We start from the raw sequence: 20,212 nt of genomic DNA on the forward strand, positions 1-20,212 counted from the left end.
CGAAGATCATCGAGTGATCCGCGCGACATGAAACAGAGGGCCGTCCGAAAGGGCGGCCCTCTTGCGTTGCGGCGGTGACATCCGATCTGCCGACCGGTGGATTGACCCGATCGTCTCTTGTGGCGCACACTTGGCGCATGATGACCAAGGTCAGGGGTCAAGCCGATGTGCCAGATCTTCGCCGGACAGCGCCCGGAGCGTTATGAAACCGTCACCCGCCGTCTTCGCCTGAACGGGCAATCCACCTCGATCCGGCTGGAGCGCGCGTTTTGGGAGATCCTGGACGACATTGCCGCGCGCGAAGGGATCAGCACGCCGGCCTTCATCTCGAAACTGCATGCCGAGGTGCTGGAACTGCATGGCGAAGCCAGGAACTTCACGTCGCTGCTGCGTTGCGCCTGCACGATCCACCTGGGCGCGGGGCGGCATCTGCAAGCGCAGGCCATTGCGGCCGAGTGATCGTAAAATTGGGCCTGTAGTAGCCTGATACTACCCATCGCGCCGCCGCCTGGCCTAGCCTGTCGAAACGATAGAGCGGAGGGCGATGATGGCGAAATACATCCACTCGATGATTCGGGTTCTGGACGAAGCAAGGTCGGTCGATTTCTACGGCCGCTGCTTCGGGCTGAAGGTTGCCGAACGGTTGGACTTTGACAAGTTCACGCTGATCTATCTGGCCAATGACGAAAGCGATACAGAGCTGGAGCTGACGGTGAACAAGGGCCGGACCGAGCCCTACGACCTGGGCGACGGCTACGGGCATGTTGCCTTTTCGGTGGATGATGTCGATGCGACTCATGCGCGCCTGATTTCCGAGGGGTTCGAGCCGCGCAAGCTGGTCGATTTTGCGCCCGGTGGCGAGGTGATCGCACGCTTCTTCTTCATCAAGGATCCCGACGGATACGAGATTGAGGTCTTGCAGCGGCAGGGCCGCTACAAGTGACAACCCGCGCGGCGCTTGGGAGGGTGCCGCGCTGTGACAGGACAGGGAGGAGGAGCCATGTCTCGGTTGAGAAAACAGGGGCTGACCCGGCGTGCGCTGTTGTCGCGTGCCGTGGCGGCCGGGGGGCTGGCTGTGGCAGGGGCGGGCTTCATCGCGGCCCCTGACGCGGCTTGGGCCGTCGAGGTGACGGCAATCACCGAACATCAGATGGCGACGCTGTTGCAGATGGCGCGCGACATCTATCCCCATGACCGTGTGGGCGACCGCTTCTACGCCATCGCGATCAAGGGTTATGACAGCGCCGAACATCGGGCGATGGTCGCCGAAGGCATCGAAATGCTGGACGCCGCAGCCCGCGAGGCGGGTTTCGACAATTACCTGGCCGCCGGATGGGAGGCCGAGCGCGTTGCCATCCTGCGCAGCATCGAAGACAGCGTCTTTTTCCAGACGGTGCGCGGTGGGCTGGTGACGGGGCTCTACAATCAGAAAGAAGTCTGGCCGATCTTCGGCTACGAGGGCGAGAGCTTCTCGCAGGGCGGTTACATCGACCGCGGCTTCGACGACATCGACTGGCTGTAAGGGGGCGATCATGGCAAATGCTGCGAGATTCGAACTGACCGATGACAGCGTGGTCGTCATCATCGGCACCGGCGCGGGCGGCGGGGTTCTGGCCTATGAACTGGCCAGACAGGGCGTCAAGGTTGTCGCGCTGGAGGCCGGGGGCCGTTATCTCCCCGAAGATTACATCAACGACGAATGGGACAGTTTCGGACAATTGGCCTGGACCGACCCGCGCACGACCAGCGGCGACTGGCGCGTTGCCAGGGATTTCAGCGGGCTTCCCGCCTGGATCGTCAAGGCCGTGGGCGGCACCACGACGCACTGGGCCGGCGCCTCGCTGCGCTTTCAGGACCACGAATGGAAGGCCTTGACCACCTATGGCGCGGTGGAAGGCGCAAGCCTGCTGGACTGGCCTATCGACGCTGCCGAGATGGCGCCCTGGTATGAAAAGGCCGAGGCAAAGCTGGGCGTGACACGCACCGGCAACTTTCCCGGCCTGCCCGGAAACAACAATTACAAGGTTTTCGAGGCGGGCGCCAAGGCGCTGGGCTACAAACAGGTCTCGACCGGCCGCATGGCCATCAACAGCGTGGACAACGACGAGCGCCCTGCCTGCCAGCAAACAGGTTTCTGCTTTCAGGGCTGCAAATGGGGCGCGAAATGGTCGGCCGCTTATACCGACATTCCGCGCGGCGAGGCGACCGGCAATCTGGAGGTGCGCGAGCATTCCCATGTCGCGCGCATCCTGCATGACAACCAGGGCCGCGTGACGGGGGTCGAGTATTTCGACCGCGACGGCAATCTGCATTTCCAGGCCGCGCGGATCGTGGCGCTGGCGGGCAACAGCTTCGAAAGCCCGCGTCTGCTGCTGAACAGCGCCAGCAGCATGTTCCCGGATGGCTTGGCCAACAGCAGCGGTCAGGTGGGTCGCAACTACATGCGCCACACGACCGGCTCGGTCTATGCGATCTTTGAAAAGCCGGTGCGGATGTGGCGCGGCACGACGATGGCGGGGATCATCCAGGACGAGGCGCGGCATGATCCGTCGCGCGGCTTCGTCGGCGGCTACGAGCTTGAAACCCTGGCTCTGGGCCTGCCCTTCATGGCGGCCTTCCTGGATCCCGGTGCATGGGGTCGCGAATTTACCTCTGCCCTGGATCACTACGAGAACATGGCGGGCATGTGGATCGTCGGCGAAGACATGCCGCAATCGACGAACCGCGTCACCCTGTCCGATGTCGAGGACCGTTTCGGTCTCAAGGTCGCGAATGTGCATTTCAGCGACCATCCGAACGACATCGCCATGCGCAATCATGCCTATCGGCAGGGGCAGGCAATCTATCGGGCGATGGGGGCCACGCGGACGCTGCCGACGCCGCCCTATCCCTCGACCCATAACCTGGGCACGAACCGCATGTCCGAGCGGCCCGAGGATGGTGTCGTGAACCGGTGGGGGCAGTCGCATGACATCCCGAACCTGTTCGTCAGCGATGGCAGTCAGTTCACCACTGGCGCGGCGGAGAATCCGACCCTGACCATCGTGGCTCTGGCGATCCGTCAGGCCGATCACATCGCGCGCGAGATGTCGGCGGGCAATCTCTGACGCGCGGAAAAGAAACGGCCCGGCAGAGTGCTCTGCCGGGCCGTTTCGGCGTCAGATCCGGGGTCAGGCCTGGGCGGCGGCCTTGTTCACGCCGCCTTCAGCGATGCGCGACATGTGGATGTCCCCGCCCCGGGTGTTCTCGAGACATTCGGCCAGGGCCGCCGCGTCGTCCTGGTGCCCCAGCCGTTTGGCAAAGGCCGCCACGCAGCCATAGCCCGCAATCGCGTAATGGGTCAGGCGCTGGTATTGCGTGATGATCGCCGCATCGCGGGTGTCGTCATCGGCAATATCGGCCTCCAGCGCGTGCTTGCGGGCCTCGGCCACAAGGCCTTCCATGCCCTTGCAATGCTCGCCATCCGGGGCCACGCTATGGCGTTGGCACAGTTCGGCCAGGACGCCCTTGCCGCGCTCGATCCCCTGGGCGCCGGCTTCCAGCGCGGCCTTCAGTTCGGGGTCGGTGGCGATGCGGGCCATTTCCGCCGTGACCGGGCGAGACTGGTCGCAGGCCGAATAAAGGTCTTGAAGCTGGTCCAGATAAAGATCCTGCAGGTTGTTCATGCTCATGTCGGCCTCCTGGGCATTGTCGGTTCAGTCGAGGGAACAACACGCGGCCGGCCGCCATGTTCCCGGGAAGAACGCACGCGGGCCGGATTTCGCCGGGACGACTTGACTCTGTCCGCCTTGCAGGCCAGCACTGGCGCCCTGGGCCCAGGAAGAAACCGCAGATCATGCCAAGGGAAAGGCAGGACCATGTTTGCCTGGTTCGAGAGACGCATCGACCCTTACCCTGCCGAACTGCCCACGATGCCGCCACGCAGCCTGTGGCGCTTCGTGCTGCATTACAGCCGCGGCGCGCTGCCCTGGCTGGTGCTGCTGGCGCTTGGCTCGGCGGCCATCGCGCTGATCGAGGTCATGCTGTTTGCCTGGCTGGGCGAGCTGATTGACCGATTGTCGGACACGCCACGCGAGCAGTTCTGGGCGCAGGAGGGCGCGCGCGTCGCGCTGATGGCGGTCGTGTTGCTGCTGGTCATGCCGGCCCTCAACCTGTTCAGCTCGCTGATCCTGCATCAGTCCCTGATGGGCAATTTCCCGCAGCGGATCCGTTGGCAGGCCCATCGCTACCTGCTGCGCCAGTCCATCGGCTATTTTCAGGACGAGTTCGCAGGCCGCATCGCGCAGCGGCTGATGCAGACCGCGCTGGCCGTGCGCGAAGTCGCGATGAAGGTCATGGACGTGGGCAGCTATGTGCTGATCTACTTTCTGGGCGCTCTGGCCTTGGCGGCCAGCCAGGATTGGCGGCTGGCGCTGCCCTTCCTGCTTTGGGTGATCGGCTACGGCATCCTTCTGTGGCAGATCGTGCCGCGCCTTGGCCGCGTGGCCCAGCAGCAGGCCGATGCCCGCAGCGCCATGACCGGACGCATCGTGGACAGCTATACCAACATCGCGACCGTCAAGCTGTTTTCGCATTCCGACCGTGAAGAACGCTGGATGCACGAAGGGATGGACCGCTTCCTGGGCACCGTCTATCGCCAGATGCGCCTGTCGGCCATCCAGGACATCGCGTTGAACGCGCTGAACGTGACGTTGCTGGCCTCGGTGGCAGGGCTGGGGCTTTGGCTCTGGTCGCAGGACATGATCGCGGTGGGGGCGGTCGCCATCGCCGTGCCGCTGGCAATGCGGCTGAACAACATGTCGCACTGGATCATCTGGGAATTCGCGGCGCTTTTCGAGAATATCGGCACGGTCCGCGATGGCATCTCCAGCCTGGCCCTGCCGCGCGAGGTGCGCGACGCGCCCGACGCGCGGCCTCTGGTGCCGGGGCCGGGGGCGGTGCGCTTCGATAACGTTACCTTTCGCTATCGCGGTCCGCAGGGCGGGCGGCCGATGCCGGTGCTGGACAACCTGACGCTGGATATCCGACCGGGCGAGCGTGTGGGCCTTGTCGGCCGGTCGGGCGCGGGGAAGTCCACGCTGATCAACCTGCTCTTGCGCTTTCACGACATCGAATCCGGGCGCATCACCATCGACGGGCAGGACATTTCGCGCGTCACGCAGGACAGTTTGCGCGCCGCCATTGGGGTGGTGACGCAGGACAGTTCGCTTCTGCATCGCTCGGTGCGCGAGAATATCGCCTATGGCCGCCCCGACGCGACCGACGAACAGATCGCGCAGGCCCTGCGCATGGCCGAGGCTGACGGCTTCGTGCCTGCATTGTCGGACAGCCACGGCCGGCGCGGGCTGGACGCGCATGTCGGCGAACGCGGGGTCAAGCTGTCGGGCGGTCAGCGCCAGCGCATCGCCATTGCAAGGGTGGCGCTGAAGGACGCCCCCATCCTGATCCTGGACGAGGCGACCAGCGCGCTGGACAGCGAGGTCGAAGCGGCGATCCAGTCCCGGCTGGAAACACTGATGCAGGGCAAGACCGTCATCGCCATTGCCCACCGGCTTTCGACCATCGCTGCGATGGACCGGCTGATCGTGATGGATCAGGGTCGTATCATCGAGCAGGGCAGCCATGCCGAGTTGCTGGCCCAAGGCGGGCTTTACGCGCGGCTTTGGCAGCGCCAGTCCGGTGGTTTTCTCACAATGGACGAGGCAGTCAGCACCTGAGCGAAAAAGGCCCCGCCATAGCGGGGCCTTGTCGTCTGGAGGTGTCGCTTATTGCGCCAGCAGGTCCGTGATGCGCCGGACCGAGGCGCGGCGGTTCTCGCGGATATCGCCCTCGGCGCGGATCAGCAGGAAGTTTTCGCCATAACCCTGCGTGACGAGATTTTCCGGCGGCACGTCGAAATATTCGGTCAGCGCCAGCGCCACGGATTCCGCGCGGCGGTCGGACAGGGCCAGGTTATAAGCCTCTGAGCCGACTGTATCCGTGTGACCTTCGATCAGGAAGATCTCGCGCGGATTGGCGCGGATCTGTTCCTGGATGATCCGGCCAAGCGTGGCAAGTTGTTGGGCCTGATCAGGCCGGATCGCGGCCGAGCCCGTGTCGAAGGTGATCGCGTCGATATTGATCGGCGGGACCAGGGCGCGCACTTCGGGGATGTTGCGGATCTGCGACAGGGTGAAACGCCGATCCACATTCGCCTCGCGCTGCAGAGCGGCGCGCAGTTCATCCTCGCTCATCCCGGTCTGCGGCGGCACCGGTGCGGGGGCGGGCAGGGTGGCCAGATCGACCGGCTGCACATCGGATTCGTTGATCAGCGTCGTCGTCGTGCCATCGGCCGAAATCAGCGTGCGCCGCAGCACCTGCAGGTTCGCGTCGCGGATCGTGACGACCCGGCTGCCATCGGGTCGGGTGACGATGGTGCGCGACGAGCCGTCATCGAAATTCTCGGTCGTCACGGTCGAGCCGGGCTGACGCAGCAGCGCCACATCGTCGCGGATGACCTCCTGGCTGCCATCGGGGCGCGTCACGACGACCCGGTCGGGCGCACTCAGCGCAACCTGGCGGTTGTTGGCCAGAACCGAGCCGACCGCGACCGCCCCCAGACCCAGCAGCAGCGCCCGCGCCAGGTCGTTGTCACGGCCCGAACCGCCCGCTTGCGTGGCCTGACCCGACAGGGCGTCGCCCAGGTTGGTCTGGAAATCCTCCGATGAGGATCGGGCGGTTTCTTCGGTCACTTGCTGTTCAATCACCTCTCCGCTGCCCTCGGCGGCTTCGAGTGCCAGGGCCGAGCTGGGTGCAGCGGCTTCGGCGGCTTCGCGCGCGGCCTCGGTCACTTCACTGCCTTCCTCGGCGGCGCGCAGCACCATCTCGCCATCCTGGACGCGATACATCTGCGCATTCGCGGGGGCGAGGCGGTATTCGCCCTGGTCATTCATCTCGATCACCACGCCCCGAGGCGTCTGCGCGCGGCCCTCGCAGGGGGCGGTCCCACCGCCGATGCAGGTCAGCGACGAGACCGTCAACCCCGCCTCGACCTCTTCGTTCAGCACCCGGGCGAGGCCGGGCAGAACCTCGGCCCGGTCGCGCTGGACCTGCCCGGTGGCCAGACGCAGCCGGTCATCGCTTTGGCCTTGGCCGCCGAGCGCCTCAGCCAGCGACTCTGCCAGATCGGTGATGTTCTGTTCCTGCTCGCGCGCGGTTTCGGCCAGCGCATCGGCCATCTCGTCGCGGCGCGGCAGTTCTTCGGCAGCGGTGTCGGTGATGCGGCTCAGGGCCTCGCCCAAGGTGCCGCCTGCTTCGGCGCTGTCCACCGTCTCGTCGGTGTCCGCAGTGTCTGCAGTCTCCGGTGCCGGCTCGGGCTGCGGCTCGGGCTCAGCCACTCTTTCGACCTCGGCCTGATGCTCAGGCTCTCCCTCGGGCTCAGTAGCAGGCTCCGCTGTCACGGCCTCGGCTCCGCCCTCGCCATTCAGATCGGCGCCATCCTGAGGCAAACTATGGAAATCGTCGCCCTCGGCCAACACGATCTGGCCGCTTTCCGATAGCGCGACCTCAAGACCGCCCGGCGTCACCAGCGCAACGCCGTCCGCGCATGGCCGCTCGGTGCCGTCGGCGCAGGCCAGGTCGTCCGCTCCCAGCCCCGCCTCGCGCTCGGCGGCCAAGGCTGCGGCCTCGTCAGCGCGCGTTTCGGCGTGCCGTTCGGCACGGGCCGCCGCCTCTGCATCGGGCAGCCGCCATTCGGCCATGGCCAGTTGCGGCACCAGCAGCGAAAGGCAGGCCGCAACGGCCGTCGTGTTGTGGATGATCCGTCGCATGGGAATTCTCCTACCTTGCGGAACATATTCCTTACGGTTTAACAGCCATTTAGAATATCGGTTCCCCAATTCGGCGTGACCGATCCGTGAGGGCGTGACCAAGCGCGCCATTGCGCTGCTGCTGCAAGCGCCCTAATCCTGTCCCTGACCACCGAGGAGGACCGGACATGCTGCAACATCTCAAGCCCAAGGACCGCCCGGATCTGGCGCGCTTCGACTGGGAAGATCCGTTCCGCCTGTCCGACCAGCTGACCGAGGAAGAACGGATGCTGCGCGACGCAGCCCGTGCCTATGCCCAGGACAAGCTGCAACCGCGTGTCATCGCCGCCTATCGCGACGAGACGACCGATCCCGCCATCTTCCGCGAGATGGGCGAGATGGGTCTCCTGGGTATCACCATCCCCGAGGAATATGGCGGCATCGGCGCGTCCTACGTCGCCTATGGCCTCGTCGCCCGCGAGGTCGAGCGGGTGGATAGCGGCTATCGCAGCATGATGTCGGTGCAATCCTCGCTGGTGATGTATCCGATCTACGCCTATGGCAGCGAGGAACAGCGCCTGAAATATCTGCCGAAACTGGCCTCGGGCGAATGGATCGGCTGTTTCGGGCTGACCGAACCCGATGCCGGATCGGACCCGGCGGGCATGAAGACCGTGGCGAAGAAGACCGCCGACGGCTACCGGATTTCGGGGTCGAAGATGTGGATCTCGAACTCGCCCATCGCGGATGTCTTCGTCGTCTGGGCCAAGTCCGAGGCGCATGGCGGCAAGATCCGCGGCTTCATCCTCGACAAGGGCCTCACCGGCCTGTCAGCGCCCAGGATCGGCGGCAAGCTGTCGCTGCGCGCCTCGATAACGGGCGAGATCGTGATGGACGGCGTCGAGGTCGGCGAAGACGCGCTCCTGCCGAATATCGAGGGCCTCAAGGGCCCCTTCGGCTGCCTCAACCGTGCGCGCTACGGCATCAGCTGGGGGGCGATGGGCGCGGCCGAATTCTGCCTGCACGCCGCGCGCCAATACGGTCTGGACCGCCATCAGTTCGGCAAGCCTCTGGCCCAGACCCAGCTGCACCAGCTCAAGCTCGCCAACATGCTGACCGACATCGCGCTTGGCCTCCAGGCTTCGCTGCGCGTGGGCCGACTGCTGGACGAAGGCGACGCGGCCCCCGAGATGATCTCGATCGTCAAGCGCAACAATTGCGGCAAGGCGCTGGATATCGCGCGGCTTGCCCGCGACATGCATGGTGGCAATGGCATTTCCGAGGAATACCAGGTCATGCGCCACGTGGCGAATCTGGAAACCGTGAACACCTATGAGGGCACGCATGATATCCATGCCCTCATTCTCGGTCGCGCGATCACCGGGCTTCAGGCCTTCTTCTGAACCAGCAAAAAAGAGGCAGGGCCGCAGCCTGCCTCTTCTTCGTTGCCGAAATACCCCGGGGTGAGGCCCCGCAGGGGCCGAGGGGCAGAGCCCCTTGAACCTGGTCGGATCAGATTCCCTCGCCCACAAAGGCCTTCTCGACCACGAATTCGCGCGGGTCGGAATTCGCCCCTTCGTTCATGCCGAAACCCTCAAGCACCGCCTTCACATCGACATTGAAGGCCAGGCTGCCGCAGATCATCGCGCGATCCTCGGCCGGGTCGATCGGTGGCAGGCCCAGATCGGCCAGCACCTTGCCCGAGGACAGATTCTCCGTGATCCGCCCCATCAGCGGCGATTTCTCGCGCGTGGTGGTCGGGTAATACAGCAGCCGTTCCGCGAAGCCGTCGCCATGGATCTCGGTCAGCAGGGGGTCGTGGCGCAGGTTCTCGACCAGTTCGCGGCCGTAATTCAGCTCGTCCGCGGTGCGGCAGGTATGCATCATGATGACCTGCTCGAATCGCTCATAGGTCTCGGGGTCGCGCATCAGGCTGGCAAAGGGCGCGATGCCTGTGCCGGTGGCCAGGAACCACAGCCGCTTGCCGGGCAGCAGCGCGTCGAGAACCAGCGTTCCCACGGGTTTCGGGCGCAGGATGATCTGATCGCCCGGCTGGATATGTTGCAGGCGCGAGGTCAGCGGCCCGTCCGGCACCTTGATGGAATAGAATTCCAGCTCATCGTCCCAATTCGGCGAGGCGATGGAATAGGCGCGCAGGATCGGCTTGCCGTTCTCGTCCGGCAGGCCGATCATCACGAATTCGCCCGAGCGAAAGCGCAGGCTGGCCGGCCGCGTCACGCGGAACGAGAACAGTCTGTCGGTCCAGTGCTTCACCGCCGTGACGGTCTGTGCATCGGGCAGCGTCTTCGGGGCGGCGGTCTCGGGCGCGGCTTGGGTCACGGGCAGATCCAGCGTCATTGTCAATTCCTTCGGGTCTTCTAGTCGATGGGGCGGCGGGACGAAAGTCTCAGCCTGCAAGCTGCGCCCGATGGTCCCAGGCCTTCCAGTCGGCGCGCGCCAGCCACTGGGCTTGGGGCTGGCGGGCGGCGATGTCCGGGGCGACCTCGACTTCGTCAAAGCCCACGCGGCGGGCCATGGCATATTGGTCCGCGATCAGCCGGCCGGTCGCGCGCAGGCGACCCTTGTAGCCCAGTTCGCGCAGCCGCCGGGCCAAGGTGAAGCCGCGCCCGTCATGAAAGACGGGAAAGGCTATGCCGATCAGCGGCAGGTCCAGGTGATCGGCCAGCGAGGCCGGGGGCGTGTCGGGCGCAAGGATTAGCGCGGGCTGATCCTCGATCGGGTGGAAACCGTCATCGCGGGCCAGGACGGGCTGGCTGTTCGACTGCTCGTTCATGCCGAGACCTTTCCGCGGACCATGCGTCCGCCAATGAAGTGGATGCCGCATTCGGATTTCTCCAGCCCCCGCCAGCGGCCCGACCGCGGGTCTTCGCCCGGTGCCACGGGCGAGGTGCAGGGCGCGCAGCCGATCGAGGGGTAGCCCTGCGCCACCAGCGGATGCCGCGGCAGGCGGTTCTCGATCATGTAATCCTGCACGTCCTCGGGGCGCCAATGCGCAAGCGGGTTCACGCGCAGCCGCGCGGGCGGTTCGGGCTCGAAGAATTCCAGCGCGGCGCGATGTCCGTTCTGGAACCGCTTGCGGCCGGTGATCCAGGCATCATAGCCCGACAAGGCCCGCTCCAGCGGCATGGTCTTGCGGATATCGCAGCAGGCGTCGGCGTTGACTCTGTGCAGTGTGCCGTCCGGATCGTGCGCGGCAATCTCGGATGCGCTGGCCATGATGACCTGCACATCGGTCAGGCCCAGCTTGGCCGAGACCTCGCGCTGATAGGCCAGGGTCTCGGGGAACAGCATCTGCGTGTCGATGAACAGCACCGGCAGGCCCGGCGCGACCCGGCTGACCATATGCAGCAGCACCACCGATTCCGCCCCGAAGGACGAGACCAGCGCCACCCGCCCCAAGTCGGGGTCGGTCACCGCGCGGCGCAGAACCTCGATCGCCGCATGGTGGCGATAGCGGTCGTTCAACCGCGCGGCGCGCGTGTCCAGATCGCTGTCAAACATCGACCTGCGCCGGGTAAAGCGCGGCCTTGAACGGCGCGGGGCCAAGCCTGCGATAGGCGTCGATGAAACGTTCGGACGCGTCCTGCCGCAGCTCCAGATAGGCGCGCAGTAGGCGGTCGAGGGCGGGCACGACCTCTTCGGCCGGGAAGCCCGCGCCTGTGCGTTCGCCGATGGCCGGGATGTCATAGGCGTCGCCGCCAAGCGTGATCTGGTAGTTCTCGACCCCCGCCCGGTCCAGGCCCAGGATGCCGATATGGCCCAGATGGTGATGTCCGCAGGCATTGATGCAGCCCGAGATGCGGATGTTCAGGTTGCCGATCTCTTCTTCCAGTCCCTCGGTGCGGAAATGGTCCGCGATCGCCTTGGCGACGGGAATGGATCGTGCGGTCGCAAGCGCGCAATAATCCATGCCGGGGCAGGCGATGATGTCGCTGGTCAGGCCCGCATTGGCGGTGGCGAGGCCCGCCGCCTTCAGCGCGTCATAGAGCGCGGGCAGGTCGGATTTGTGGACATGCGGTAGCGCGACGTTCTGGTCGTGCGTCACGCGCAGGTCGTGATGGCCGTATCTTTCGGCCAGATCGGCCAGCAGGCGCATCTGGTCCGCGGTGGCATCGCCCGGCGTCTGACCAGGTGCCTTGAAGGTCACGACAACGCTGGCATAGCCGTCCACGCGGTGCGGGTGCAGGTTGGTGTCGGTCCAGCTGCGAAAGGCCGGGTTCGCGGCGCGCGCGGTCTCGTAGCCGTCCACGGGCGCGTCACGGAAACTGGGTGCCCGGAAGCGGTCCTTGAAGATCGCCAGCGCCTCGCGGTCGGCGCCGTGAAAATCACGCCGACGGGCCTTGAACTCTTCCTCGATTTCGGCGCGCATCGTGTCGAGGCCGCGCTCCAGAACCGTGATCTTGATGCGCGCCTTGTATTTGTTGTCGCGGCGGCCAGACAGGTTGTAGGTCGCGATGATCGCCTCGACGTAAGGCAGCAGATCCTCCTCGGGCAGGAAGTCGCGGACGACCTGACCCAGAAGCGGCGTTCGCCCGAGGCCGCCGCCGATCCAGACCTCGAAGCCCGTCCGGCCGTCGCGTTCGACCAGCCGCAGCCCGATATCATGGGCGGCAATCACGGCGCGGTCCTTCTTGCCCCCGGAAATGGCGATCTTGAACTTGCGCGGCAGGAACTGGAATTCGGCATGGTCGGTGGACCAACTGCGCAGCAATTCGGCATAGGGTCGCGGGTCTGCCACCTCATCCGCCGCGGCACCCGCGAAGGCGTCGGTGGTGACGTTGCGGATCGTGTTGCCGCTGGTCTGGATCGCATGCATCCCGACCTCGGCCAACGCGTCCAGCATGTCGGGGATGTCCACCAGCCTGGGCCAGTTGAACTGGATGTTCTGGCGCGTGGTCCAGTGGCCGTATCCCTTGTCATAGGTCTCGGCCAGATGGGCCAACGTTCGCATCTGGTCGGGGCTGATCGTGCCATAGGGGATCGCAACCCGCAGCATATAGGCATGTAGCTGCAGATAGACGCCGTTCATCAGGCGCAGGGGGCGGAATTCCTCTTCCGTCAGGCTGCCGTTCAGGCGCCGTTCGACCTGGGCGCGGAACTGGGCCGCTCGGTGGCGCACATAGTCGGTTTCAACGGGGCGGACATCAAACATGGGCGCTATCCTTTGCCTGAATGCCGTGGAAATAGTTGGACGGCCCGCGCTGGCGGAAGGCTTCGCGGAAATGCACGGGCTCGGGACCGTTCGGGCCGCGACGGGCCTCGACCAGATAGGGGCCGACGACCTGATCGGCCTGTGCGATCGCCCTGAGCAGCGCCAGTTCCGCAATCGCTTCGTCCTCGAAGATCGTGGCGCGGGCAGGGTCCGGGGTCCAGCCATCCTCGCACATCCAGACATTATGCCCTTCGCGCAGGTCATTGGCGGTGATGACACCGGGTCGGGCGGCCGTCGGGGTGAAGGCTTTGCTCATGATGCAGACCTCGTATTTGTCGCCCTTATATAGAATTTTGTTCTGGATTCTGGCGAGTGACTGCGCAAAATAAGGATGAAATCAGTATGAGTAGCGTCATGTCGGAACAAAATCCCTCAGAAGCGGCCTCGGACCGAACGCCCGTCCGGTTGGACATTGTGGACCGCAAAATCCTGTCCCTGCTGCAACAGGATGCCAGCCTGTCGCTGGACCAGATCGCGGACCGGGTGGGCGCGTCCAAGACCCCCGTCTGGAACCGGATCCGCAAGCTGCGCGAGGCGGGCGTGATCCGGCGGCAGGTCGCCATCCTCGACCCCGAGGCATTGGGGCTGGAGGCCTGCTTCTTCGTCCTGATCCGCACCAGCGAACATGACCGCGACTGGGCCGCGCGCTTTCTGCGCGCGCTGCGCGAGCGCCCTGAGGTCGTCGAGGCGCATCGGCTGGCGGGCGACATCGACTATATCCTCAAGGTGCAGGTCAGGAATGCGCGGGCCTATGACCGCTTTTACCAGTCGCTGATCGGTGAGGTGAAGATTCACAACGTCACCGCGCTTCTGTCGATGGAGGAGATCAAGGCTTCGAGCGCGCTTCCCATTCCTGACGCGAAGGGGTAGGTCGCCCGGATGGGCAATCCGGTGATCTGGCACAAGCAGACCTGTTCGACCTCGCGTTGGGTGCTGGGGGTCTTGCGCGATGCGGGGCTTGCGCCGGTAGTGCGCGATTATATTGCCGATCCCCCGTCAGGGACGGAATTGCGCGACGTGCTGGCACGGCTGGGTCTGGATGCGCGGGGTCTGATCCGGCGCAAGGGAACGCCCTTTGCCGAACTGGGGCTGGCCGATCCGGGCCTGTCCGAGGATGCGCTGATCGCCGCCATGGTCGCACACCCCATCCTGATCGAGCGTCCGGTCGTTCTGGCCTCGCATGGCGCGATCCTCTGCCGCCCGAAAGAGCGCGTTTTCGACCTGTTTCCCCGAGCGCAGCAGGTCTGGTCGCAGCGTCAAGGCTCTTGACAGCGCCTCCGGCGAAAGGATCGGCGGAAAAGTTCCCACGAATTTCAGGCATTGGCGGAAAGTTGCGCATGGGTTGAGCCCGGGCTTGGCGAATGGCCGGCCCTCGGGCCAAGGTCGCGGCGACAGCGATCCAGACATAGAACAAGCGCCGTAAATGACGCCTTTCAAGACCCGGATGACCGCCTTGCGCGCCGCCTTGGCCGCGATACTTCTGCTTGGTGTCGCCGCCTGCGCGACCCCCGATGCGGGCCAGTCGGCCCCCGGCACCCATGCGGGTCAGTCGATGAGCCTGCTGCCACAGCGTCAGGAAATGGCCATCAGCCAGGCCGCCGCCAGGCGGGCGCAGGGCCAGCGCGTCTGGTGCGTTCCCTTCGCGCGGGATCTGAGCGGGATCGATCTTCGCGGCAATGCCGGAACATGGTGGAACGCGGCGCAGGGCGTTTATGCGCGCGGCAAGGAACCGCAGGTCGGCGCGGTGATGGTGTTCTCGGCCGGGCGCAATCTGCGCGTCGGGCACTTGGCCGTCGTCTCGGAGGTGGTGAGCCCGCGCGAAATCCGAATCGACCATGCGAATTGGGAACGCAACCGCGTCACCCTGCGCCAGCGCGTCGTGGATGTCTCGCCGCGCAATGACTGGTCGATGGTGCGGGTCGAAAGCGTGCCCGGAACCCTGGGCCGCCCCTATTCGATCAGCGGCTTTGTCTATAACCAGCGGGTGGGCCGCGCGCAGGGCGTCTGACCCTGCCCCGCGCCTGAGGGTTGCAGGCTCTTATTCGTCCACGACCTTCAGGATCTGCGGCAAGGCCGGGCAGGGCAGAAGCTGGTTCCTGGCCACATCGGCCAGCGTGTGGTTGTGCAGGAACACATAGACATGCGCCGAGAGACTTTCCCACAGCCTGTTCGACAGCGTCTGCGCGCGCGTGCCCGACACGCCCCCCGAGGCGCCTGCGCCCACATGCATGGCGCTGACCGTCTCGTCCACGGCTTCGAGGATCTCGGCCACCCGAATCGTTTCGGGCGCGCGTGCCAGCCGGTAGCCGCCGCCCGGACCCCGGACCGAGGCCACCAGCCCCGCCCGGCGCAGGCGCACGAAAAGCTGTTCGAGATAGGGCAGCGAGATGTCCTGGCGGCGCGAAATCTCGGACAGCGCGGTCAGTTCGTCGTTTCTGGCGATGGCCAGATCGACCAGCGCGATGATCGCGTAACGGCCTTTGGTGGAAAGTTTCATCCCGTCCTCCCGATTTGGCTGGCGCAGTCGCTGCAGAGCGGCATTCCTGTCCGCCCGTGTTGACGCGCTTGGCTAAGGCACGCTATGCCCGGCCTTGAAGGTTTCTCGTGCTGGCCGCAGGCTTGCCCAAGGCACCCGTCTAGAAGCCCCGCGCCGGTGCGTCAAGAAACTCGGACCGCCCTGTAAAGGAAGACCATGCCAGAGCTGATTTTCCCCGGCCCCGAAGGCCGTCTCGAAGGCCGCTATCACCCCCAGCCCGGCAAGCCTGACGCCCCCATCGCCATCGTCCTGCACCCTCATCCGCAATATGGCGGGACGATGAACAACCGGGTCGTCTATAACCTGCACTACGCCTTTCACCGACTGGGCTTCACGGTGATGCGCTTCAATTTCCGGGGCGTCGGCCGCAGCCAGGGCGAGTTCGACCAAGGCATCGGCGAGCTTTCCGATGCGGCCTCGGCGTTGGATTATCTGCAGGCGATGAACCCCAATTCCAAGCATTGCTGGGTGGCGGGCTTCAGCTTCGGTGCCTGGATCGGGATGCAGCTTCTGATGCGCCGGCCCGAGATCACCGGCTTTGTCAGTGTAGCGCCTCCGGCGAACATGTACGATTTCAGCTTTCTGGCGCCCTGCCCGTCGTCGGGGCTGATCGTGAACGGCACGGCTGACCGCGTTGCGCCGCCCAAGGACACGCAGAATCTGGTCGCGAAGCTGCGTGAGCAGAAGGGGATCACGATCACCCATGAGGAGATCGAGGGCGCGGATCACTTCTTTCGCGACGACGAGGCCCATATGAAGCCGATGATCGAGCTGGTGCAATCCTATGTGCGCCGCCGCCTGACCGAATCAACGCGCTGAGCCGAGGGCGCCGGGGCGCTGCCCCGGACCCCCGGGATTCGAACCAAGGCAAAGGACAGGGCCGTGCTGGACGGGGCAATGGCATTCATGCACGAGGCAGACCGGCTGAAATCGGTCGATCGCGCGAATGTGCTGATGGATCTGTCGCGACCCGAAAACAGTGCCGAGCACAGTTGGCATGTCGCGCTTTACGGGCTGGTCTTTGGGGCCAGTGACCGCGCGCTGGCCATGATCCTGCTGCATGATCTGGTCGAGATTGATGCGGGCGATCACCCGATCCATCAGGCCCATGACAGCGCCTGCGTGGCCCAGGCCGAGGCGCAGGCGGCGGAGCGGCTCTTTGGTCTGCCGGATGGTGGGGCGGCGCTCCATGCGCTGTGGGCGGAGTTCGAGGCAGCCGACACTCCGGATGCGCGCTTCGCCAAGCGCATGGACCATGTGCAGCCGCTGTTCCAGGTCCTGCAGGCCGCGCGGCCCTTGCCCGATCATGTCAGGATCGTTCGCGACAATCTGGATCGCGGGCGCGCGGCGCGGCTGGCCGTGGAATGGCCCGAGGTCGCAGAAGCCGCCCGGCATATGCTGGAGGGGCGCGAAATCGGGCAGGGCGATCTGGCCCGGCGGCTGGCCTTTCTGGCCGAGGCGGATCGGCTGAAATCCGTGATGCGCGCCAACCGGCTGGCCGATGGCAGTCGCCGCGAGAACACCGCCGAACATAGCTGGCATCTGGCGCTTTTCGCGCTTGTGTTGGCTGGCCTGGCTCGGTCGGTGGATATCGGGCGCGTGATCCGCATGGCACTGATCCACGATCTGGTCGAGATCGACGTGGGAGATGTGCCTTTGCATTCGGCGGGCGGGTTGGCGCATGGCGCACCCGAACGGCGCGCCGCCGAAGAGCGGGCCGCGCGACGCCTGTTCGGGCTGTTGCCTGCGGGGCAAGGGCGGGCGCTGATGGCCTTGTGGCAGGAATTCGAGGCCGGCCGCACGCCCGAGGCCGTCTTTGCCAAGGGTCTGGACCGCTTCCAGCCCGCCTTTCTGAACCTGATGGGCGGCGGCCGGGGATGGGCGGAATTCGATGTGGGCCTGATCCAGGTGCAGGAGCGCGTGGGGCCTGCGGTTCAGGCAGCATCCAGGCCGCTCTGGGCCTGGCTGGATGACCGTCTGCGGCGGCATTTCGCGCCGGCCTGACCCGGCCGGCGCGGGAGCCCGTCAGCCGACCAGGGCGTGGTCGTTGGCGGCGTGGCGTGCGGCCAGCTTGCGGACCTTGTGGCCGCGCGCCAGCGTTCGGGCCGGCGCGGGGGCGGCGTTCAGCAAACCGGGGAACAGGGTCTCGATCTCGGCCACGGCATCGGGGCCGATGGCCTGCAGGGCCTGGCGTCCGGGGTAGAGCGATTCCGTCGGCGCCCCGTTCGAGGTCAGGATGTGATGCGCATCCAGCATCAGGTGGTGATAGGTGACGCCGGACAGATCGTCATCCACCGACACGCCCGGCAGGTCGGTCAGGTGCTTGGCCGGAACCAGCAGTTCCGCCGTGCCGAACATCCGCTGGGCGATGGCCGAGGAGACCAGAACCCGGTGCTGCGGCGACACGCGCAGCGTTGCCGAGGGCATCCCATCACCGAGCGCGCCGGCCTCGATGCGGATCGGGCGCAGACGGTCCTCGGCCCGCAGGACCGCCGCCGGGACATGGGAGGCGCCGCACCAACGCAGCGGTTGAGCGCCCGCGTCGCGGGTCATGACCATCATGCCGGGGCGCAGATCCTCGACCGCGACATCGCCCTGCGGCGTGCGGATCATGGTGCCGGAGGCAAAGCAGATGATCTCCAGATCGAAGATCGACGGCTGGAACGAAATCGTCGCGGCATAGACGTTTGCCCCGTAGGGGCTGATCGACAGAACCTCGATGGATTGCAGCTCGGTGATTCCTGCCCAGGCCGGCAGCGTGTCGAGGGCCGGGCGCATGAAGACATCGCCGTTCCCCATCTGGATCAGCACGCCACTCTGTTCGGTGGTGCTGCCATCGGGCAGGGTCAGCCGGTAGCGTGTCTGATAGAAGCCCGCGATCACGGTTGATACCTGATTGCCGTTCGACGGGCTGACATAGCTCATCGGGCTGGCTCCGCTGCGATCGCCATTATAGGTCGTGGCGAAGGCATCGGTATTCCTGCCGTCAACCCGGATCGCGCGGGTGACGCCGCTCAGCGCAACGGGCGCGATCTGGCTTCTGCCGGTGGCAACGGTGCCGATGAATTGCGATGCGTCCGCGGTCGTGGGGGGGGGTGTTGATGTTGCTGTTGGCTTGGGGCTGATTCCCGATCCAGAGCCAGTTCACAGTCGTTGACATGGTTAACCTCGCGCTCGTCAAACACCGCTGACTTATTGATCAATAAACCGCTGATAAACGGATCAGTTACAGGCGTATCACGGCAACTGCAAGAATATTCCGGCGACAATTCCCGACACCTGTCTAAAAAGACAGATCACTCGCCGCCGGGCCCCGACAGCCCCGTCAGGGTCGGACTGCATACAATCGCATACCGCCTTTTCATCATTGGCGGACCGCGCTATGGGAGGGCATCGAAATCCAACGCCAAGGGGGCTGTCATGTCGAAGATCAAGGTCGAAAACCCCGTCGTCGAGCTCGACGGCGATGAAATGACCCGGATCATCTGGGACTTCATCAAGCAGAAGCTGATCCTCCCCTATCTGGATATCGACCTGAAATATTACGACCTGGGAATCGAAGAGCGCGACCGCACCGATGACCAGATCACCGTGGACGCCGCCGAGGCGATCAAGCGCTACGGCGTCGGCGTCAAATGCGCCACCATCACCCCCGATGAGGCGCGCGTCGAGGAATTCGGCCTCAAGAAGATGTGGCGTTCGCCCAATGGGACGATTCGCAACATTCTGGGTGGCGTGATCTTCCGCGAGCCGATCATCTGCAAGAACGTGCCGCGTCTGGTGCCGGGCTGGACCCAGCCCATCGTTGTCGGCCGCCACGCCTTCGGCGACCAGTATCGCGCCACCGACTTCCGGTTTCCGGGCAAGGGCAAGCTGACGATCAAGTTCGTCGGCGAAGATGGCGAGACGATCGAGCATGAAGTGTTCCAGTCGCCCTCGGCCGGGGTCGCCATGGCGATGTACAACCTGGACGATTCGATCCGCGATTTCGCGCGCGCCTCGATGAATTACGGCCTGTCGCGGGGCTATCCGGTCTATCTGTCCACCAAGAATACGATCCTGAAGGCCTATGACGGCCGCTTCAAGGACATCTTCCAGGAGATCTACGAGACCGAATTCGAGGACAAGTTCAAGAAGGCCGGCATCCACTACGAGCATCGCCTGATCGACGACATGGTGGCATCGGCGATGAAATGGTCGGGCGGCTATGTCTGGGCCTGCAAGAACTATGACGGCGACGTGCAGTCGGACACCGTTGCGCAGGGTTTCGGCAGCCTCGGGCTGATGACCTCGGTGCTGATGACGCCGGACGGAAAGATCGTGGAATCGGAAGCCGCCCATGGCACCGTCACGCGCCATTACCGCGAGCATCAGAAGGGCAACGCGACCTCGACCAACTCGATCGCGTCGATCTTTGCCTGGACGGGCGGCCTGAAGCACCGGGCCAAGCTGGACGATAACGCCGCGCTGATGAACTTTGCCCAGACCTTGGAAAAGGTCACTGTGCGCGCCGTGGAAGACGGCCACATGACCAAGGATCTTGCCCTGCTGGTGGGCCCCGACCAGAAATGGCTGACCACGATGGGCTACCTGGAAAAGGTGGACGAATACCTGAACAAGGCTCTGGCCTGATCGGGACGGGGGCCGGGCAGACGG

At 65.2% G+C, this 20,212-nt stretch carries 21 protein-coding genes; 12 read left to right on the forward strand and 9 right to left on the reverse strand.

The genetic code is table 11. The annotated features are described in order from the left end of the window. Window positions 1-165 precede the first annotated feature (165 nt). The 4 genes from KY389_RS08450 to KY389_RS08465 all read left to right on the forward strand — a co-directional run bounded on the left by KY389_RS08450 (window position 166) and on the right by KY389_RS08465 (window position 3,107). Window positions 166-459 (forward strand): ribbon-helix-helix domain-containing protein, encoded by a 294-nt coding sequence (locus KY389_RS08450; RefSeq protein ID WP_219830466.1) that lies wholly within the window; start codon window positions 166-168, stop codon window positions 457-459. A gap of 88 nt (window positions 460-547) precedes the next feature. After that, window positions 548-943, forward strand: coding sequence for a VOC family protein (locus KY389_RS08455; RefSeq protein WP_219830467.1), 396 nt, complete (start codon window positions 548-550; stop codon window positions 941-943). Between the two features lie 57 nt (window positions 944-1,000). Next, window positions 1,001-1,522, forward strand: coding sequence for a Twin-arginine translocation pathway signal (locus tag KY389_RS08460; RefSeq protein ID WP_219830468.1), 522 nt, complete (start codon window positions 1,001-1,003; stop codon window positions 1,520-1,522). A gap of 10 nt (window positions 1,523-1,532) precedes the next feature. Next, on the forward strand, window positions 1,533-3,107 hold the full coding sequence (locus KY389_RS08465; RefSeq protein ID WP_219830469.1) for a GMC family oxidoreductase: 1,575 nt from the start codon (window positions 1,533-1,535) through the stop codon (window positions 3,105-3,107). 63 nt (window positions 3,108-3,170) lie between these two features. On the opposite strand, the gene KY389_RS08470 is transcribed toward KY389_RS08465, so the two are convergent. Then, the gene (locus KY389_RS08470) at window positions 3,171-3,671 is read right to left on the reverse strand and encodes a YciE/YciF ferroxidase family protein (protein ID WP_219830470.1); all 501 of its coding nucleotides are present in this window, start codon (window positions 3,669-3,671) and stop codon (window positions 3,171-3,173) included. A 186-nt stretch (window positions 3,672-3,857) separates the two neighbouring features. Here KY389_RS08470 and KY389_RS08475 point away from each other — a divergent pair, with 186 nt between their 5' ends. Next, entirely contained in the window at window positions 3,858-5,717 is a 1,860-nt protein-coding gene (locus KY389_RS08475; protein ID WP_219830471.1) for an ABC transporter ATP-binding protein, read from the forward strand. 48 nt (window positions 5,718-5,765) lie between these two features. Here the strand turns inward: KY389_RS08475 and KY389_RS08480 are convergent, their stop codons facing one another. Continuing rightward, entirely contained in the window at window positions 5,766-7,808 is a 2,043-nt protein-coding gene (locus tag KY389_RS08480) for an OmpA family protein (protein WP_219830472.1), read from the reverse strand. A 167-nt stretch (window positions 7,809-7,975) separates the two neighbouring features. Between KY389_RS08480 and KY389_RS08485 the strand changes: the two genes are divergently transcribed. After that, entirely contained in the window at window positions 7,976-9,190 is a 1,215-nt protein-coding gene (locus KY389_RS08485; RefSeq protein ID WP_219830473.1) for an acyl-CoA dehydrogenase, read from the forward strand. Window positions 9,191-9,299: 109 nt separating this feature from the next. On the opposite strand, the gene KY389_RS08490 is transcribed toward KY389_RS08485, so the two are convergent. The 5 genes from KY389_RS08490 to KY389_RS08510 are packed head-to-tail and all read right to left on the reverse strand — an operon-like array spanning window position 9,300 to window position 13,276. Then, window positions 9,300-10,145 carry a ferredoxin--NADP reductase gene (locus KY389_RS08490; protein ID WP_219830474.1) on the reverse strand — a complete coding sequence of 282 codons (846 nt, stop codon included), beginning with the start codon at window positions 10,143-10,145 and terminating at the stop codon, window positions 9,300-9,302. A gap of 49 nt (window positions 10,146-10,194) precedes the next feature. Continuing rightward, window positions 10,195-10,581 carry a DUF934 domain-containing protein gene (locus KY389_RS08495; RefSeq protein WP_219830475.1) on the reverse strand — a complete coding sequence of 129 codons (387 nt, stop codon included), beginning with the start codon at window positions 10,579-10,581 and terminating at the stop codon, window positions 10,195-10,197. Beyond that, the gene (locus KY389_RS08500; protein ID WP_219830476.1) at window positions 10,578-11,309 is read right to left on the reverse strand and encodes a phosphoadenylyl-sulfate reductase; all 732 of its coding nucleotides are present in this window, start codon (window positions 11,307-11,309) and stop codon (window positions 10,578-10,580) included. Before KY389_RS08500 ends, KY389_RS08495 begins: the two co-directional genes overlap by 4 nt. After that, window positions 11,302-12,960 (reverse strand): nitrite/sulfite reductase, encoded by a 1,659-nt coding sequence (locus KY389_RS08505; protein WP_219830477.1) that lies wholly within the window; start codon window positions 12,958-12,960, stop codon window positions 11,302-11,304. Before KY389_RS08505 ends, KY389_RS08500 begins: the two co-directional genes overlap by 8 nt. Next, window positions 12,953-13,276, reverse strand: coding sequence for a DUF2849 domain-containing protein (locus tag KY389_RS08510; RefSeq protein WP_219830478.1), 324 nt, complete (start codon window positions 13,274-13,276; stop codon window positions 12,953-12,955). Before KY389_RS08510 ends, KY389_RS08505 begins: the two co-directional genes overlap by 8 nt. A gap of 98 nt (window positions 13,277-13,374) precedes the next feature. On the opposite strand from KY389_RS08510, the gene KY389_RS08515 reads away from it, so the two are divergent. The 3 genes from KY389_RS08515 (at window position 13,375) to KY389_RS08525 (ending at window position 15,028) form a co-directional block, all read left to right on the forward strand. Then, a complete protein-coding gene (locus tag KY389_RS08515; RefSeq protein ID WP_219830529.1) occupies window positions 13,375-13,890 on the forward strand; it encodes an Lrp/AsnC family transcriptional regulator in 516 nt (171 codons plus the stop codon). A 9-nt stretch (window positions 13,891-13,899) separates the two neighbouring features. Further along, entirely contained in the window at window positions 13,900-14,289 is a 390-nt protein-coding gene (gene arsC / locus KY389_RS08520) for an arsenate reductase (glutaredoxin) (RefSeq protein ID WP_219830479.1), read from the forward strand. Window positions 14,290-14,443: 154 nt separating this feature from the next. Beyond that, a complete protein-coding gene (locus KY389_RS08525) occupies window positions 14,444-15,028 on the forward strand; it encodes a CHAP domain-containing protein (protein WP_246588037.1) in 585 nt (194 codons plus the stop codon). A 30-nt stretch (window positions 15,029-15,058) separates the two neighbouring features. Here KY389_RS08525 and iscR read toward each other — a convergent pair whose 3' ends face one another. Further along, window positions 15,059-15,517: a Fe-S cluster assembly transcriptional regulator IscR gene (gene iscR / locus KY389_RS08530; RefSeq protein WP_219830480.1), complete on the reverse strand. Its 459-nt coding sequence runs from the start codon at window positions 15,515-15,517 to the stop codon at window positions 15,059-15,061. Window positions 15,518-15,712: 195 nt separating this feature from the next. Between iscR and KY389_RS08535 the strand changes: the two genes are divergently transcribed. Then, window positions 15,713-16,375, forward strand: coding sequence for an alpha/beta hydrolase (locus KY389_RS08535; protein ID WP_219830481.1), 663 nt, complete (start codon window positions 15,713-15,715; stop codon window positions 16,373-16,375). A 63-nt stretch (window positions 16,376-16,438) separates the two neighbouring features. Beyond that, window positions 16,439-17,560 (forward strand): HD domain-containing protein, encoded by a 1,122-nt coding sequence (locus KY389_RS08540; protein WP_343222931.1) that lies wholly within the window; start codon window positions 16,439-16,441, stop codon window positions 17,558-17,560. A gap of 21 nt (window positions 17,561-17,581) precedes the next feature. Here the strand turns inward: KY389_RS08540 and KY389_RS08545 are convergent, their stop codons facing one another. Further along, window positions 17,582-18,481 (reverse strand): Hint domain-containing protein, encoded by a 900-nt coding sequence (locus KY389_RS08545; protein ID WP_246588038.1) that lies wholly within the window; start codon window positions 18,479-18,481, stop codon window positions 17,582-17,584. A gap of 495 nt (window positions 18,482-18,976) precedes the next feature. On the opposite strand from KY389_RS08545, the gene KY389_RS08550 reads away from it, so the two are divergent. Beyond that, entirely contained in the window at window positions 18,977-20,188 is a 1,212-nt protein-coding gene (locus KY389_RS08550; protein ID WP_219830482.1) for an NADP-dependent isocitrate dehydrogenase, read from the forward strand. The last annotated feature ends 24 nt before the right edge of the window (window positions 20,189-20,212 follow it).

Origin of the sequence: Paracoccus bogoriensis (assembly GCF_019431455.1) — a bacterium.
Classification (GTDB): Bacteria; Pseudomonadota; Alphaproteobacteria; order Rhodobacterales; family Rhodobacteraceae; genus Paracoccus; species Paracoccus bogoriensis.

Excerpts from the sequence above, each read along its gene's own strand:
- KY389_RS08450 (WP_219830466.1), top strand. The coding sequence starts at position 166 with ATGTGCCAGATCTTCGCCGGACAGCGCCCGGAGCGTTATGAAACCGTC.
- KY389_RS08455 (WP_219830467.1), top strand. The coding sequence starts at position 548 with ATGGCGAAATACATCCACTCGATGATTCGGGTTCTGGACGAAGCAAGG.
- KY389_RS08460 (WP_219830468.1), top strand. The coding sequence starts at position 1,001 with ATGTCTCGGTTGAGAAAACAGGGGCTGACCCGGCGTGCGCTGTTGTCG.
- KY389_RS08465 (WP_219830469.1), top strand. The coding sequence starts at position 1,533 with ATGGCAAATGCTGCGAGATTCGAACTGACCGATGACAGCGTGGTCGTC.
- KY389_RS08470 (WP_219830470.1), bottom strand. The coding sequence starts at position 3,671 with ATGAGCATGAACAACCTGCAGGATCTTTATCTGGACCAGCTTCAAGAC.
- KY389_RS08475 (WP_219830471.1), top strand. The coding sequence starts at position 3,858 with ATGTTTGCCTGGTTCGAGAGACGCATCGACCCTTACCCTGCCGAACTG.
- KY389_RS08480 (WP_219830472.1), bottom strand. The coding sequence starts at position 7,808 with ATGCGACGGATCATCCACAACACGACGGCCGTTGCGGCCTGCCTTTCG.
- KY389_RS08485 (WP_219830473.1), top strand. The coding sequence starts at position 7,976 with ATGCTGCAACATCTCAAGCCCAAGGACCGCCCGGATCTGGCGCGCTTC.
- KY389_RS08490 (WP_219830474.1), bottom strand. The coding sequence starts at position 10,145 with ATGACGCTGGATCTGCCCGTGACCCAAGCCGCGCCCGAGACCGCCGCC.
- KY389_RS08495 (WP_219830475.1), bottom strand. The coding sequence starts at position 10,581 with ATGAACGAGCAGTCGAACAGCCAGCCCGTCCTGGCCCGCGATGACGGT.
- KY389_RS08500 (WP_219830476.1), bottom strand. The coding sequence starts at position 11,309 with ATGTTTGACAGCGATCTGGACACGCGCGCCGCGCGGTTGAACGACCGC.
- KY389_RS08505 (WP_219830477.1), bottom strand. The coding sequence starts at position 12,960 with ATGTTTGATGTCCGCCCCGTTGAAACCGACTATGTGCGCCACCGAGCG.
- KY389_RS08510 (WP_219830478.1), bottom strand. The coding sequence starts at position 13,276 with ATGAGCAAAGCCTTCACCCCGACGGCCGCCCGACCCGGTGTCATCACC.
- KY389_RS08515 (WP_219830529.1), top strand. The coding sequence starts at position 13,375 with ATGTCGGAACAAAATCCCTCAGAAGCGGCCTCGGACCGAACGCCCGTC.
- arsC (WP_219830479.1), top strand. The coding sequence starts at position 13,900 with ATGGGCAATCCGGTGATCTGGCACAAGCAGACCTGTTCGACCTCGCGT.
- KY389_RS08525 (WP_246588037.1), top strand. The coding sequence starts at position 14,444 with ATGACGCCTTTCAAGACCCGGATGACCGCCTTGCGCGCCGCCTTGGCC.
- iscR (WP_219830480.1), bottom strand. The coding sequence starts at position 15,517 with ATGAAACTTTCCACCAAAGGCCGTTACGCGATCATCGCGCTGGTCGAT.
- KY389_RS08535 (WP_219830481.1), top strand. The coding sequence starts at position 15,713 with ATGCCAGAGCTGATTTTCCCCGGCCCCGAAGGCCGTCTCGAAGGCCGC.
- KY389_RS08545 (WP_246588038.1), bottom strand. The coding sequence starts at position 18,481 with ATGAGCTATGTCAGCCCGTCGAACGGCAATCAGGTATCAACCGTGATC.
- KY389_RS08550 (WP_219830482.1), top strand. The coding sequence starts at position 18,977 with ATGTCGAAGATCAAGGTCGAAAACCCCGTCGTCGAGCTCGACGGCGAT.